The organism is Streptomyces collinus (genome assembly GCF_031348265.1).
GTDB lineage: Bacteria > Actinomycetota > Actinomycetes > Streptomycetales > Streptomycetaceae > Streptomyces > Streptomyces collinus.
Map to the genome: position 1 here is coordinate 2,656,648 of NZ_CP133771.1, position 14,706 is coordinate 2,671,353.

15 protein-coding genes are annotated in these 14,706 nt (G+C 69.3%); 7 read left to right on the plus strand and 8 right to left on the minus strand.

The features are described from left to right. Window positions 1-61: 61 nt before the first annotated feature. From RFN52_RS11970 to RFN52_RS11985, 4 genes are all read right to left on the minus strand, one after another. Window positions 62-637, minus strand: coding sequence for a TerD family protein (locus RFN52_RS11970; protein WP_184845867.1), 576 nt, complete (start codon window positions 635-637; stop codon window positions 62-64). A 136-nt stretch (window positions 638-773) separates the two neighbouring features. Further along, window positions 774-1,349 (minus strand): TerD family protein, encoded by a 576-nt coding sequence (locus RFN52_RS11975; RefSeq protein WP_184845869.1) that lies wholly within the window; start codon window positions 1,347-1,349, stop codon window positions 774-776. A 146-nt stretch (window positions 1,350-1,495) separates the two neighbouring features. After that, a complete protein-coding gene (locus RFN52_RS11980) occupies window positions 1,496-1,954 on the minus strand; it encodes a peroxiredoxin (RefSeq protein ID WP_184845871.1) in 459 nt (152 codons plus the stop codon). A 105-nt stretch (window positions 1,955-2,059) separates the two neighbouring features. Then, complete coding sequence (locus tag RFN52_RS11985; RefSeq protein ID WP_031104104.1) at window positions 2,060-2,497, minus strand: DUF3052 domain-containing protein; 438 nt, start codon at window positions 2,495-2,497, stop codon at window positions 2,060-2,062. Between the two features lie 418 nt (window positions 2,498-2,915). On the opposite strand from RFN52_RS11985, the gene aceE reads away from it, so the two are divergent. Both aceE and RFN52_RS11995 read left to right on the plus strand, forming a co-directional pair. After that, window positions 2,916-5,663 carry a pyruvate dehydrogenase (acetyl-transferring), homodimeric type gene (aceE, locus tag RFN52_RS11990; protein WP_184845873.1) on the plus strand — a complete coding sequence of 916 codons (2,748 nt, stop codon included), beginning with the start codon at window positions 2,916-2,918 and terminating at the stop codon, window positions 5,661-5,663. A gap of 71 nt (window positions 5,664-5,734) precedes the next feature. Further along, window positions 5,735-6,481 (plus strand): potassium channel family protein, encoded by a 747-nt coding sequence (locus RFN52_RS11995; protein WP_229856259.1) that lies wholly within the window; start codon window positions 5,735-5,737, stop codon window positions 6,479-6,481. A gap of 63 nt (window positions 6,482-6,544) precedes the next feature. Here the strand turns inward: RFN52_RS11995 and RFN52_RS12000 are convergent, their stop codons facing one another. Together RFN52_RS12000 and RFN52_RS12005 are read right to left on the minus strand one after the other, a co-directional pair. Next, a complete protein-coding gene (locus RFN52_RS12000; RefSeq protein ID WP_184845875.1) occupies window positions 6,545-6,853 on the minus strand; it encodes a small hydrophobic protein in 309 nt (102 codons plus the stop codon). A 235-nt stretch (window positions 6,854-7,088) separates the two neighbouring features. Then, complete coding sequence (locus RFN52_RS12005; RefSeq protein WP_184845877.1) at window positions 7,089-8,708, minus strand: MFS transporter; 1,620 nt, start codon at window positions 8,706-8,708, stop codon at window positions 7,089-7,091. A 113-nt stretch (window positions 8,709-8,821) separates the two neighbouring features. Here RFN52_RS12005 and RFN52_RS12010 point away from each other — a divergent pair, with 113 nt between their 5' ends. The 3 genes from RFN52_RS12010 to RFN52_RS12020 all read left to right on the plus strand — a co-directional run bounded on the left by RFN52_RS12010 (window position 8,822) and on the right by RFN52_RS12020 (window position 11,654). Continuing rightward, window positions 8,822-9,454, plus strand: coding sequence for a TetR family transcriptional regulator (locus tag RFN52_RS12010; RefSeq protein ID WP_229856261.1), 633 nt, complete (start codon window positions 8,822-8,824; stop codon window positions 9,452-9,454). Window positions 9,455-9,527: 73 nt separating this feature from the next. Beyond that, window positions 9,528-10,736, plus strand: coding sequence for an alpha/beta hydrolase (locus tag RFN52_RS12015; protein WP_184845879.1), 1,209 nt, complete (start codon window positions 9,528-9,530; stop codon window positions 10,734-10,736). A 66-nt stretch (window positions 10,737-10,802) separates the two neighbouring features. After that, window positions 10,803-11,654: a DUF4429 domain-containing protein gene (locus tag RFN52_RS12020; protein ID WP_184853863.1), complete on the plus strand. Its 852-nt coding sequence runs from the start codon at window positions 10,803-10,805 to the stop codon at window positions 11,652-11,654. Window positions 11,655-11,737: 83 nt separating this feature from the next. Here RFN52_RS12020 and RFN52_RS12025 read toward each other — a convergent pair whose 3' ends face one another. Continuing rightward, complete coding sequence (locus RFN52_RS12025; RefSeq protein WP_184845881.1) at window positions 11,738-12,754, minus strand: aldo/keto reductase; 1,017 nt, start codon at window positions 12,752-12,754, stop codon at window positions 11,738-11,740. Next, on the minus strand, window positions 12,751-13,215 hold the full coding sequence (locus RFN52_RS12030) for a MerR family transcriptional regulator (protein ID WP_184845883.1): 465 nt from the start codon (window positions 13,213-13,215) through the stop codon (window positions 12,751-12,753). Before RFN52_RS12030 ends, RFN52_RS12025 begins: the two co-directional genes overlap by 4 nt. A 98-nt stretch (window positions 13,216-13,313) precedes the next feature. On the opposite strand from RFN52_RS12030, the gene RFN52_RS12035 reads away from it, so the two are divergent. Both RFN52_RS12035 and RFN52_RS12040 read left to right on the plus strand, forming a co-directional pair. Further along, entirely contained in the window at window positions 13,314-13,784 is a 471-nt protein-coding gene (locus RFN52_RS12035; protein ID WP_184845885.1) for a GNAT family N-acetyltransferase, read from the plus strand. An 18-nt stretch (window positions 13,785-13,802) separates the two neighbouring features. After that, window positions 13,803-14,618, plus strand: a complete 816-nt coding sequence (locus tag RFN52_RS12040; protein ID WP_184845887.1) for a serine hydrolase domain-containing protein — start codon at window positions 13,803-13,805, stop codon at window positions 14,616-14,618. Window positions 14,619-14,706: the final 88 nt, after the last annotated feature.

Here is a 14,706-nt window from a genome sequence, read left to right on the forward strand (position 1 = left end):
GCCGAAGTCTAGTCGTCCCCCCTCAGCACCCCACTGGGCCCCGGTTTTTGCTCATAACGCGTTATGAGACGCTGACCCCGAAGTCCAGTGCGATGCCCCGCAGCCCCGACGCGTACCCCTGCCCCACGGCCCTGAACTTCCATTCGCCCTGATAGCGATAGAGCTCGCCGAAGATCATCGCGGTCTCCGTGGAGGCGTCCTCGCTGAGGTCGTAGCGGGCGAGCTCCTGGCCGTCGGCCTGGTTGACGACGCGGATGAAGGCGTTGCTGACCTGGCCGAAGGTCTGGCCGCGCTCGTCGGCCATGTGGATCGAGACGGGGAACACGATCTTGTCGCACTGCGGCGGCACCTTGGGCAGGTCGATCAGGAGCGACTCGTCGTCGCCGTCGCCCTCGCCGGTGAGGTTGTCGCCGGTGTGCTCGACCGAGCCGTCCGGGCTCTTGAGCTGGTTGTAGAAGACGAACCACTCGTCCCCGAGCACGCGCCCGCTGCTGCACATCAGAGCGCTGGCGTCGAGGTCGAAGGGCGCTCCGGTGGTGGAGCGTGCGTCCCAGCCGAGCCCGACCAGCACCTGAGTGAGGTTCGGCGCGGCCTTGGACAGGGAGACATTGCCCCCTTTGGCGAGCGTGACGCCCATGATGCTGTCCCTCCCCTTGGGGCCACAGGCCCGGTGGTGTCACTGAGGTGGTCCTGCACGTCCGGCGCCGCACGTAAACCGTGCGGCGCCGGACAAGAAGACCTTCGGGCCCTGTCTCCAGGGCCCTTCCGGTGGTTCAGACGTTCACGCCGAAGTCCTGCGCGATGCCGCGCAGGCCCGAGGCGTAGCCCTGGCCGATGGCGCGGAACTTCCAGTCCGCGCCGTGCCGGTAGAGCTCACCGAAGACCATGGCGGTCTCGGTGGAGGCGTCCTCACTCAGGTCGTACCGGGCGATCTCGGTGCCGCCCGCCTGGTTCACGACGCGGATGAACGCGTTGCGCACCTGGCCGAAGGACTGCTGGCGGGTCTCGGCGTCGTAGATCGAGACCGGGAAGACGATCTTTTCCACGTCGGCCGGGACGGTGGCGAGGTTGACCTTGATCTGCTCGTCGTCGCCCTCGCCCTCACCGGTGAGGTTGTCACCGGTGTGCTCCACGGAGCCGTCCGGGGTCTTGAGGTTGTTGAAGAAGATGAAGTGCTGGTCGTTGCCGACCTTGCCGGAGTTGTTCAGCAGCAGCGCGCTGGCGTCCAGGTCGAAGTCCGTGCCGGTCGTGGTGCGGATGTCCCACCCCAGACCGATGATGACCGCGGTCAGGCCCGGCGCCTCCTTGCTCAGCGATACGTTGCCGCCCTTGCTGAGGCTGACTCCCACGAGTCCTCCATTGGTGTCCAGGGGCGGGATGCCCCGTTGTGCTCGGATGTCGGATCAACGAGTCGATCCTAGTGACGGGTTCCCGCCCCACCCAGGCCCTGAAGCCTGGAATTCAGCGGGTGTCGGGCGCATGCCGCCCGACCGGGTCACAGGGAGTCGAGCGCCTTCACGTAGTCGTTCAGGTCGCGCGCGTCCGGCAGGCCGTTGACGACGGTCCACCGCACGACGCCCTCCTTGTCGATGACGAAGGTGCCGCGCACGGCGCAGCCCTTGTCCTCGTCGAAGACGCCGTAGGCCCGCGAGACGTTGCCGTGCGGCCAGAAGTCGGACAGCAGCGGGTACTCCAGGCCCTCCTGCTCGGCGAAGACGCGCAGGGTGTGGATGGAGTCGTTGGAGACGGCGAGCAGCTCGGTGTCGCGGTCGGAGAACTGCGGCAGGTTGTCGCGCAGCTCGCACAGCTCGCCCGTGCACACGCCGGTGAAGGCGAAGGGGTAGAAGAGCAGCACCACGTTCTTGCGGCCCCGGAAGTCGGACAGCTTCACGGTCCTGCCGTGGTTGTCCTTGAGCTCGAAGTCAGGGGCCTTCTCGCCGGGCTGGATCGCCATCGCTGTGGGTGTCCCTTCATGGGGCTTTTCGGATGGGACCACCCTACGCAGGCACCGGCACAGGCCGATGGGCGGGCCGACGACGCCGGCCCGCCCGCCGTACTGCTACCGCTTGGACTTGGCGGCCTTGGGCGTGGCCAGCCGGCTGCCGCTCCAGTCCTTGCCGACGCTGACGCTCTTGGACGCCGTCAGACCCGCCGTGGTGGCGGCTTCCGAGATGTCGCTCGGCTCCACGTATCCCGAACGGCCGGTCTTCGGGGTCAGGAGCAGGATCGCGCCGCCCTCTTCGATGTACGTGGTGGCATCGACCAGCGAGTCCGTCAGGTCGCCGTCGTCGTCACGGAACCACAGCACAACGGCATCGGCCACGTCGTCGTAGTCCTCGTCCACCAGGTCGGCCTCGATGATGCCCTCGATGGCCTTGCGGAGCTCCTGGTCCACGTCGTCGTCGTAGCCGATCTCCTGGACCACCTGCCCGGGCTGGAACCCCAGCCTGGCGGCAGGGTTCGTCCGCTCCTCCGCGTGGTCCGCGGTCGCGCTCACGGGTTGCCTCCTGATCATGTCTTGGGAATAACTCAGCCACGCGCGTGCGCGAAGCATTGGCCGTAGTCCACACGGGCGGGACGGATCGCGCAAGTACCCGGCCGTTCAGACCGCCGAAACGGTGACGATCCTGGCGGTGTCACCGCAACTCCAGGCACACCATCATGGTCCGAGGTGACGCACACCACACCTTTCTGCCCCGTTTGGGCGTTTGGGAATCGTCTGTGGGTACGAGACTCGAAGGTATTCGCCCCATACGTCACGGAGTCGATCTCACGTCTGGGTTACCGCTGGGTAGAGATGACGTTTCCCGGCCCCTGGGTGGACCATGGGAGCGGCGCGCCCCCCGGCGACGACGCCCCCGGCGACGACAGCGAAACAGCGGCCCTCGCAGGCCCTCTGACAGGTAAGGAACAGCGTGGCTTCCGCATCCGATCGCAACCCGATCATCATTGGCGGCCTTCCGAGTCAGGTTCCTGACTTCGATCCCGAAGAGACTCAGGAGTGGCTCGACTCCCTCGACGCCGCCGTCGACGAGCGCGGCCGCGAGCGGGCGCGCTACCTGATGCTGCGGCTGATCGAGCGGGCCCGCGAGAAGCGCGTGGCCGTGCCGGAGATGCGCAGCACGGACTACGTCAACACCATCCCCACCAAGAGCGAGCCGTTCTTCCCGGGCAACGAGGACATCGAGCGCAAGGTCCTCAACGCCACCCGCTGGAACGCGGCGGTGATGGTCTCCCGGGCCCAGCGCCCCGGCATCGGCGTCGGCGGGCACATCGCCACGTTCGCGTCCTCCGCCTCCCTCTACGACGTCGGCTTCAACCACTTCTTCCGCGGCAAGGACGAGGGCGACGGCGGCGACCAGGTCTTCTTCCAGGGGCACGCCTCGCCGGGCATCTACGCCCGCGCCTTCCTGCTGGACCGGCTCGGCGAGGAGCACCTGGACGGCTTCCGCCAGGAGAAGTCGAAGGCGCCGCACGCGCTGTCGTCGTACCCGCACCCGCGGTCGATGCCGGACTTCTGGGAGTTTCCGACGGTGTCGATGGGCCTCGGCCCGATCGGTGCGATCTACCAGGCGCGGATGAACCGCTACATGGAGGCGCGCGGAATCGCCGACACCTCGAAGTCGCAGGTGTGGGCGTTCCTCGGCGACGGCGAGATGGACGAGCCGGAGTCGCTGGGCCAGCTGTCCATCGCCGCCCGCGAGGGCCTGGACAACCTCACGTTCGTCGTCAACTGCAACCTCCAGCGCCTCGACGGCCCGGTGCGCGGCAACGGAAAGATCATCCAGGAGCTGGAGTCGATCTTCCGCGGCGCCGGCTGGAACGTGATCAAGCTGGTCTGGGACCGCAGCTGGGACCCGCTGCTCGCCCAGGACCGCGACGGCGTGCTGGTCAACAAGATGAACACCACGCCGGACGGGCAGTTCCAGACATACGCCACGGAGACCGGCGCGTACATCCGGGACCACTTCTTCGGTGACGACCACCGGCTGCGGGCGATGGTCGAGGGCATGACCGACGACCAGATCCTGCACCTGGGCCGCGGCGGTCACGACCACAAGAAGATCTTCGCGGCGTACAAGGCGGCCGCGGAGCACAAGGGCCAGCCGACGGTGATCCTCGCCAAGACGATCAAGGGCTGGACGCTGGGCCCGAACTTCGAGGGCCGCAACGCCACGCACCAGATGAAGAAGCTGACGGTCGACGACCTCAAGCGCTTCCGCGACCGTCTGCACCTGCCGATCCCGGACAAGGAGCTGGAGTCCGGCGTGCCGCCGTACTACCACCCGGGCCGGGACTCGGAGGAGATCCAGTACATGCACGACCGCCGCAAGTCCCTCGGCGGTTACGTCCCCACCCGCGTGGTCCGCTCCAAGCCGCTGGCGCTGCCCGAGGACAAGACGTACGCGACCGTGAAGAAGGGCTCGGGTCAGCAGTCCATCGCGACGACGATGGCCTTCGTGCGGCTCCTGAAGGACCTCATGCGGGACAAGGAGATCGGCAAGCGCTTCGTGCTGATCGCGCCGGACGAGTACCGCACGTTCGGCATGGACTCGTTCTTCCCGAGTGCGAAGATCTACAACCCGCTCGGCCAGCAGTACGAGTCGGTCGACCGCGACCTGCTGCTCGCCTACAAGGAGGCGCCGAACGGCCAGATGCTGCACGACGGCATCTCCGAGGCGGGCTGCACGGCGTCGCTGATCGCCGCCGGCTCCGCGTACGCGACCCACGGCGAGCCGCTCATCCCGGTCTACGTCTTCTACTCGATGTTCGGTTTCCAGCGCACCGGCGACCAGTTCTGGCAGATGGCCGACCAGCTGGCGCGCGGTTTCGTCCTGGGTGCGACCGCCGGCCGTACGACCCTGACCGGTGAGGGCCTCCAGCACGCGGACGGACACTCGCAGCTGCTGGCCTCGACGAACCCGGGCTGCGTCGCCTACGACCCGGCGTTCGGCTTCGAGATCGCCCACATCGTCAAGGACGGCCTGCGCCGGATGTACGGCGGCTCCGAGGAGCACCCGCACGGCGAGGACGTCTTCTACTACCTGACCGTCTACAACGAGCCCATCCAGCACCCGGCCGAGCCCGAGAACGTGGACGTCGACGGCATCCTCAAGGGCCTCTACCGGTTCAGCGAGGGCACGTCCGGCGAGATCCCGGCACAGGTCCTGGCGTCCGGTGTCGCGCTGCCCTGGGCCATCGAGGCGCAGAAGATCCTGGCCGAGGACTGGAACGTCAAGGCGGACGTCTGGTCGGCGACCTCCTGGAACGAGCTGCGGCGCGAGGCCGTGAGCTGCGAGGAGCACAACCTGCTGCACCCCGAGGAGGAGCAGCGGGTGCCGTACGTGACGCGCAAGCTCGCCGACGCGCAGGGGCCGGTCGTGGCCGTGTCCGACTGGATGCGCGCGGTTCCGGACCAGATCTCGCGCTGGGTGCCGCAGACGTACCAGTCGCTCGGCGCGGACGGCTTCGGCTTCGCGGACACGCGGGGCGCCGCCCGGCGGTTCTTCCACATCGACGCGCAGTCGATCGTGGTGGGCGTGCTGACCGAGCTGGCCCGTGAGGGCAAGGTCGACCGCTCCGTGCTCAAGCAGGCCATCGACCGCTACCAGCTGCTCGACGTGTCGGCCGCCGACCCGGGAGCCGCGGGCGGCGACGCGTAGGACGCCGAGGGCGGTTTCCCCGGGGCGGCACCCTGACCGGTGCCGCCCCGCGCGTTTCCTACCATGCATCCATGACGCTCCCGATGACCGCCTCGACCACGCTGGCCCGTTGGGAGCGGCGTACCCAGAGCCCGCTGCTGGCGCTGGCCGTCCTGTTCGCGATCGCCTACGCCATACCGATCGTGGCCCCGCTGGCTCCGCAGGACCTGCTCACCGCATGCCATGTCACCAACTGGGTGGTGTGGGCCGCTTTCGCCGCCGACTATCTGGTCCGTCTGTGGCTGGCCGAGGACCGGCTGCGGTTCGTGCGCGGCAATCCGCTGGCCCTGCTGGCCGTGGTGCTGCCGCTGGCCCAGCCGCTGCGGCTGCTGAAGCTGGTGTCGATGCTGTTCCTCGCGGGGCAGCGGGCGCGGATGGCGTCGCAGGTACGGGTCACCACGTACGTCGCGGGATCGTGCCTCGGACTGCTCGTCTTCGGTGCGCTGGCCGTGCTGGAGGTGGAACGGGACGAGCCCGGCGCCTCCATCCACACCCTGGGGGACGCGGTCTGGTGGGCGTTCACCACCATGACCACCGTGGGGTACGGGGACATGGCACCGACCACCGGCCTGGGACGGATACTCGCGGTCGGGCTGATGCTGTCCGGGATCGCGCTGCTCGGTGTGGTCACGGCGAACATCGCCGCCTGGTTCATCGCACGGTTCGAGAAGGACGACGTCGAGGAACGGCGGCAGACCGAGGCGATCCGGGAGCTGACCGACGAGGTGCGGGCGCTGCGCGGGGAGTTGGCGGCGCTCAAGAGGACGCCGGCCGAGTAGCCCGGGGCACGAAGGTGGGCCCCCGGTCGCATCGCCGGAGGCCCTTCCCTCGCCGCACTCGGGTCAGATCATGCCAAAGCCCGGTGTGGCCGCTCCGGACAGCCAGATGATGGCCAGGAGCGTGTCGATGGCGCCCAGGACCAGGGCGACCACGGCCGCGGTGGGGCGTGCGCCCGACCATGCGCGGCCCATGGCGAGCCAGCCGCAGACCATCGCGGCGGGACCGAGAACGATCCCCAGCACGAAGAAGCCTGCAACGGCGCAGATGACTCCGATGAGTCCGAGCGTCGCGCGATCCGTCCCGGCCCGTGACCACGTCCGGCCACGTGAGCGGGGGTGCCTGCGCGTACCGTGTCCGAAGCTCGCCATCATCAACTCCCGTAAACCCTCGGTCGGTTGGGGTTCTCTTCGGGTACGACATGGCGAGTACCCCGTAGCCGCGCGTTAATCCCGCCGCCTGCGCGCTGCCCCCCTCCGGCAGCGCGCCGCAGCGTGCGCCCTCCATGCCCTGCGGAGGACTTGACCCACTGTGACCTGCGGCGCGTGCCGGAGGGGAGAGTTCGGCGGTGGTGTTCACCCGGATAGGCGAACGAGCCGCCGTGGAGCGTCAGATGTGCGCCGCGCCCGCACCGGCCTCCGCGTTCTCGCCGCGCTTGGTGAGGAACGCGACGAACACGGCGACGGCCGCCACACCCGCAGCGGTCAGGGAGGCCAGGCTCATGCCGTCGATGAACGTGGTGTGCGCGACCTCGGTGATCTTCGCGGCGATCTGCTCAGGGGTGCCCTCGGGCACCGGGGCAGCGCCCTGCTGAACGGCCAGCGCGGCCTGTTCGGACTGGGCCGGGGTGAGCGGCGGCAGCCCCGCGTCGGCCCAGTTGCCGGCGAACTCGCTGTCCACCTTCGAGGCCATGACGGCGCCCAGCACGGCCGTGCCGAGGCTGCCGCCGATCTGCATGGCCGCCTGCTGGAGACCGCCCGCGACACCGGAGAGCTCCATCGGGGCGTTGCCGACGATGACTTCGGTGGCGCCCACCATGACCGGCGCGAGGCCGAGGCCCAGCAGGGCGAACCAGACGGACATGACGCCGCTGCCCGTGTGCGCGTCCAGCGTGGACATGCCGTACATGGCGATCGCGGTGAACGCCATGCCGCCGGCCAGCGGGATGCGGGGGCCGAACTTGGTGATCATCACGCCGGCGAGCGGGGAGCCGACGATCATCATGCCGGTGAGCGGCAGCAGGTGCAGACCGGCGTCGATCGGGCTCATGCCGTGCACGTTCTGGAGGTAGAACGTCACGAAGAACAGGCCGCCCATGAAGGCGATGGCCATCAGGACCATGAGGACGACACCTGCCGACAGCGGGACGGAGCGGAACAGCCCCAGCGGGATCAGCGGCTCCTTCACCTTCGTCTCCCAGACGGCGAAGAGCCCGAAGCCGACCACCGAGGCGACGATGAACGCCCAGGTCTTCAGATCGCCCCAGCCCCACTCCGGTGCCTTGATCAGAGCCCAGACGAGGCAGAACATCGCGGCGGACAGCAGGAAGATGCCGAGGAGATCGAAGGAGCGCGGGGCGTTCTCGGCGCGGTGGTCGAGCAGGATCAGCACGCCGAGGACGAGGGCGAGGACGCCGACCGGCACGTTGATGAAGAACACCGACTGCCAGTTGACGTGCTCGACGAGCACGCCGCCGAGGATCGGGCCGCCCGCGGTGGACGCGCCGATGACCATGCCCCAGATGCCGATGGCCATGTTCAGCTTCTCGGCAGGGAAGGTGGCCCGCAGCAGGCCGAGCGCGGCCGGCATCAGCAGCGCGCCGAAGAGCCCCTGGAAGACGCGGAAGACGATGACCGCCGTGATGCCCTGGGACAGCCCGATGGCGGCCGAGGAGGCGGCGAAGCCCGCCACGCCGATGAGGAAGGTCTGCCGGTGGCCGAAACGGTCACCGAGCTTGCCGGCGGTGATCAGGGACACCGCGAGGGCGAGGAAGTAGGCGTTGGTGATCCACTGGAGATCCGACCATGAGGCGCCCAGGTCCTTGCCGATCGCCGGGTTGGCTATGGCCACGATGGTGCCGTCGAGGGCCACCATCATGACCCCCACAGCGACGGTGATGAGGGTGAGCCAGGGGTGCCCTCGCAGCCCCTTGCCCGGCGTCGCGTCCGACGGCGTCGCCGGTACCTTGCCCCCCGGCCCCGTCGTGTCGATGGTGGTCTGACTAGTCATCCTTCGAGGCTAGTGACAGCCACTGACAATTGACAAACCAATTCACTAGTCGGTAACTGACACGACATCCCTATAGCCTGAACTGGGCAAACACTTCAGACGAGAGGCCGGCCTTGAACCTGCGCGAACGCAAGAAGCGGCGCACCCGGGACGCACTGCTGCGGGCCGCGCTGGAACTCTTCGCCACGCGCGGGTACGAGGAGACGACCGTCGACGACATCGCCGCCGCCGTGGACGTCTCGCAGCGCACCTTCTTCCGCTACTTCGCCGGCAAGGAGGAGACGGCGTTCTTCGTGCCGCGCCTCGCGGAGACGCTCGTCGTCGAGGCCCTGCGCACCCGACCGCCGGACGAGGTGCCGCTGGAGGCGCTGCGCCGGGCCGTGCTGGAGAGCTGGGACGCGATCAACGAGGCCGTGGTGGAGCTCGTGCCGATGGAGCTCCATATGCGCGTCTACCGGGTGATCGAGTCGACGCCCGCGCTGCTCGCCGCCCATCTGCGGCGGTCGGCGGAGCTGGAGGAGCAGCTCGCGGGCATCATCGCCGAGCGCGAGGGTCTCGACGTGGATACGGACCCCCGGCCGCGGATCGTCGTCGCCCTCTTCGGCGGGGTGATTCGCGTCACCGAGCGACTGTGGTCCACCGGGGGCGACCTCACCCTGGACGGCATGCGCCAACTCACCACGACATACCTGGATCAGGTGGGTCCCGCACTGGCCGGGAACTGGCGTGCGGAGCAGTCCCCTTAGGGCATACACCGAAACGTGATCCCGGTCACTTGGTTAACGCGAGACCCTCTCGTTCTCCTAGTGTGTCCTTTCAGTGACTTCCTTCGACACCTCCCCGCAACTGAACGTCTGGCGCGCACTGCTCGCCCTGGCCGTCGTCTTCGTGATGCTGGCGACCACCGGCTGGACGGCCCTGCGCAACCAGCGGGGCGCCACACCGCTCCAGGCCTCGCTCACCGCCTGGGAGCACGGCCGGATCGGCGGGCACCCGCTGCCGGACCCGCAGTCCGAGCCGACGAGACTGGCCCGCTTCTTCGCGTCGCTCACCGAGCAGGACCGTTCGACCCTGGTCCGCAAGTACTCGCTCGCGGTGGGCAACATGAACGGCGCGCCGGTCGAGCTGCGCTACCGCGCCAACCGTCTCGCGCTCGCGAAGGCGCGCAAGGTCGAGCGGGAACGCATGCACGACAAGCGCCTCACCCAGGCCGGACAGCACGAGGCCGGGCGCAGGATGCACCGTTTCGGGGACCTCTTGGAGAAGGGCCGGCACATCCTGGCCTTCGACCCGGAGGGCTCGGGCCGGGTGGCGGAGGTCTTCGGCGACCTGCGCGAGGCGGAGCGGGTCTCGGTCGTCGTCCCCGGTGTCGACACCGACCTGCTCACCTTCCAGCGCACGCAGCGCAAGTACGCGGCGCCCGTCGGCATGGCCAAGTCCCTGTACGCGGCCGAGCGACAGGTGAGCCCCTCGACCCGTACGGCCGTCATCGCCTGGGCCGACTACACGGCACCCAGCGGCCTCGGCATCGACTCGGCCACGGCCATGCGCGCCGAGGAGGGTGCCGTACGGCTGAACGGGCTCGTGCGGGCCCTGCCGGGCAAGTCGCCGGTCTCGCTGTTCTGCCACAGCTACGGCTCCGTGGTGTGCGGGGTCGCCGCGCACTCGCTGCCGGGCCGGGTGTCCGACATCGCGGTGGCGGGCAGCCCCGGCATGCGGGTCGAGAGGGCGGCCCAGCTGCACACCAGTGCCCGGGTGTGGGCGATGCGGGACTCCGACGACTGGATCCAGGACGTGCCCTACATGGAGGTCGGCGGGCTGGGCCACGGAGCCGACCCGGTGTCCGCCGGGTTCGGGGCGCGGGTGCTGTCGGCGGCCGGCGCGAAGGGTCACGCGGGCTACTTCGAGCCCGGGACGGCAAGTCTGTTCAATTTCGCAGAGATCGGCGTTGGCGCATACCGCTCGGTGCACTGCGCGCACGAAGACGGCGTCTGCCGTACCGGTTTGTCCGGCACGGCGGCGGCCTGACGCGCGTAGAGGCGAAGAAGTTGCGGTCTGCTCGGGAGGGGGACGGAGGAGCGCGTGCCGCATACGATGAGCCGCATGGGTGACGTACTGGCCGGATTTCATGCCGCCTGGGAGTTCGAGTCCGACTCCGTGCTCATCCGCTACGAACGGGGGATTCGAACACCCAAGCTGTTCCAGGCTCTCGGGGAACGCCGTGTGCCCCTGGAGGCGATCGCCGGGGTGACGCTGACCCGCGGGAAACGCGGCACGGTCGTGCTGCGCGTCGAGCCGCGCCCCGGGGCGGACCCGTTGATGGAGGCGGCCGCCGGGCAGCTGAAGGAGAGCGGCGATCCCTACCGGCTGGTGCTGCCCGCCGAGCGGGAGGTGCTCGCCGAGTACTACGCCGACGAGCTGCGCACGCTGCTGACCGAGTCCGGGCCGGCGGACCGGTTCCTCGTGAAGCCGCCCGAGGGGCCGTTGTCCTTCAAGGCGTACGACGGGAAGGCGACCTTCGACGGACGGACCGTGAACTTCCGGTGGTTCTGGACGGGGGCGTCGTCGGCGAAGTGGAAGGCCGGCGACCAGAGCTTCTCCGTCGGGGAGCTGAACGGGGTGGAGTGGCGATCGCCGGAGGTCTTCGAAGGGCATTTGCGGCTTTTGCGCAGGGATGCGGAGATGTCGGCGGCCCAGGCCGATCAGGACCCCGCGGCGGTGGTGTTCGGGCTGGGGTACGGCCCCGTGCACGAGTCGCTGCCGTTCGCTGCCGCGGTGTTGGCGGCGGTGCGGACGTCGAGTCCGGTGGCGGCCGTGCCCGCGCCGCGGCGTGACCCCGCGGACATCGCCGAGCGGATTCGGCACCTGGGTGAGTTGCATCAGGCCGGGTTGGTGACGGATGAGGAGTTTTCGGTCAAAAAGGCGGAGTTGTTGGCGGAGCTTTAGCGTCTGCCGGGTGCCTGTGGGTGGGCGGGCGCGGGTCGCGTGTGGTTGTTCGCGCAGTTCCCCGCGCCCCCAAAGGGCCTTTCCTACTCCCTGCCTGCCGACGTGAACGCCATGTCCGCATACCGCGTGCCCGCCACCTGGGCCGCTATGCCGTCCAGCAGGTCCAGTTGCCCGTCGGTCAGGACGATCCTGGTCGCCCCCGTGTTCTCCTCGATCCTGGAGGGCTTGCGGGTGCCGGGGATCGGGATGACCGGGAGGTCGTGGACCGTCGCCTGCTGCTGGGCCCAGGCCAGGGCTATCTGACCGAGGGTCGCGTCATGGGCGTCGGCCACCGAGCGGATCAGCTCCAGCAGGGTCGCGTTCGCCGTGGCGTTGTCGCCGGTGAAGCGGGGCTGCTGGCGGCGGAAGTCACCGGCGCTCAGGTCCTGCTCGGCGTCGGTGAAGGAGCCGGTGAGGAAGCCCCGGCCGAGGGGCGAGTACGCGACGAGGGCCACGCCCAGGTCACGGGCCGCGGGGACGACGTACGTCTCGATGTCCCGGCTGAACAGCGACCACTCCGACTGCACGGCGGCGATGGGGTGGACGGCGTGCGCGGCCCGCAGTTCGTCCGCCGTGACCTCGCTCAGGCCGAGGTGCTTGACCTTGCCCTCGCGCACCAGGTCGGCCATCGTGCCGACGCTCTCCTCGATCGGCACGTTCACATCGCGCCGGTGCATGTAGTAGAGGTCGATGACGTCGACGTCCAGGCGCTTCAGGCTCGCCTCGACGGCCTGGCGGATGTAGGGCGGGTCGTTGCGGATGACCCGGCGGGTGGGGTCGTCCGGGGGGATCGACAGGGCGAACTTGGTCGCGATGACGACCTCGTCGCGGTGGGCCTTGAAGAACGGCGACAGGAACCGCTCGTTCTCGCCGGCCCCGTACGCGTCGGCCGTGTCGTAGAAGGTGACGCCCAGTTCGAGCGCCCGTTCCAGCGTGGCCCGGGACGCGTCGGCGTCCGAGGGGCCGTAGCCGAAGCTCATGCCCATGCAGCCGAGGCCCTGGACGCTCACCTCGGGACCCTTGTCGCCGAGCTTCGCCGTCGTGATCCTGCCGTCCGTCATCGGGACCTCTCCGACGCCAGGGCGTGCCCGGCGTCCGCGTAGAAACTGATCTTCCGGTCGAGCACGGCGAGCGTGCCCCGGAGTTCGTCGATCCTGGCCAGGACGTCCTCACGGGTCGTCTTCAGCAGCTGGAAGCGCTCGCCGTAGGTGTGGTCGCCCTCGCGCACCAGTTCCGCGTACCGGACCATGTCCGCGACCGGCATGCCCGTCAGGCGGAGCTTGCCGACGAGGTCGAGCCAGTCGAGGTCGCGGTTGGTGTAGCGGCGCTGGCCGGTGTGGGACCGGTCGATGTGCGGCATCAGGCCGATGCGCTCGTACCAGCGCAGGGTGTGTGCCGTCAGGCCGGTGAAGGCGACGACCTCGCTGATCGTGTAGTGGTCGTCACCGTCCGGGCGCCGGTTCTGCTGCGGCGGGCCGGCGCAGGTGTCGGTCCTGGTCCCCGTGGTCTCCATCACCGTCATGGCCCCAACGCTAGAACCTTGGAGTGCGCTCCAAGCAAGCGCCGACGGTAAGAAATCGGCAGGACGTTTCCGGATCCGGCTGGTTAGCGTACGGACTCATGAGTGTTGTACGTCGCGCCCTGCCCGCCGACGCCGAGGAAGTCCTGCGCCTGCGTCAGGTCATGATCGACGCGGTGTTCGCCTCCGGTTCCTCCTTCGCCTGGCACGGGGAATCCCTCCCCACCCTCCGGGCCAGACTCGGCGAAACGGACGGGGACTTCGTGGCGTTCGTCGTCGACCACCCCGAGCGGCCGGGGGCGCTGGCCTCCCTGGTGGCCGGGACGATCGACTACCGCATCGGCAAGCCGGGGGATCCGCACGGCATGGTGGGCTTCGTGTTCAGCGTCGCCACCGACCCGGGTGCGCGGCGCCGGGGTTACGCGCGCGCCTGCATGACCACGCTCCTTGCCTGGTTCCGCGAGCGCGGTGCCCGGCGCGTGCAGCTCACCGCCTCGCCGGAGGCCGAGCCGCTGTACGTCTCCCTCGGGTTCCGGCCCAAGCCCGACCCCTTGCTGGAACTCACGCTCTGAGCGCATAGGCTCGAACGCATGTCGCTGAAGAGCCTCGCCCTGATCGAGAACTGGCCGGTTCCCACCGCTGCGGCGGGTGCCGTACGAGCGGACGGCACCGTCCTCGGCACCCACGGGCCGGCCGGGCAGCGGTTCCCGCTCGCGTCGGTGACCAAGCCGCTGGCCGCCTACGCGGTGCTCGTCGCGTACGAGGAGGGGGCCGTCGAGTTCGACGAACCCGCGGGTCCTCCCGGGTCGACGGTCCGGCACCTGCTGGCGCACACCTCGGGCCTCGCCTTCGACGAGCACAAGGTCACGGCCCCGCCCGGGGAGCGGCGGCTGTACTCCAACGCCGGCTTCGAGCAGCTGGGCGACCATGTGGCCAAGGCCACCGACATCCCGTTCGGGGAGTACCTGCGGCAGGCCGTGCTGGAGCCGCTGGGCATGACCTCGACGACCCTGGAGGGCTCCCCGGCCAAGGACGGCGTGTCGACGGTCGAGGACCTGCTGCGGTTCGCCGCCGAGGTGCAGGCCCCGCGGCTGCTGGATCCCCGCACGGTCGCCGAGGCGATGACCGTGCACTACCCGGGCACCAAGGGCGTCCTGCCGGGGTACGGCCACCAGAACCCCAACGACTGGGGGCTCGGCTTCGAGATCCGCGACTCCAAGTCGCCGCACTGGACGGGCTCGTCGTCCTCGCCGCGCACCTTCGGACATTTCGGGCAGTCGGGTACGTTCCTGTGGATCGACCCGGACGCGGGCGCGGCCTGCGTGGCACTGACGGACCGGGCGTTCGGACCGTGGGCGATCGAGGCGTGGCCGCCGTTCACGGACGCGGTGCGGGCCGAGCTCTAGGGCCCTTCTGATGGATCTCCGTGGAGGAAGGAGCGGTGTTCGGTGCGTGCTCTCGGCGTGCCGGGCGGAAGCCCTCGTAGCGGAGCTA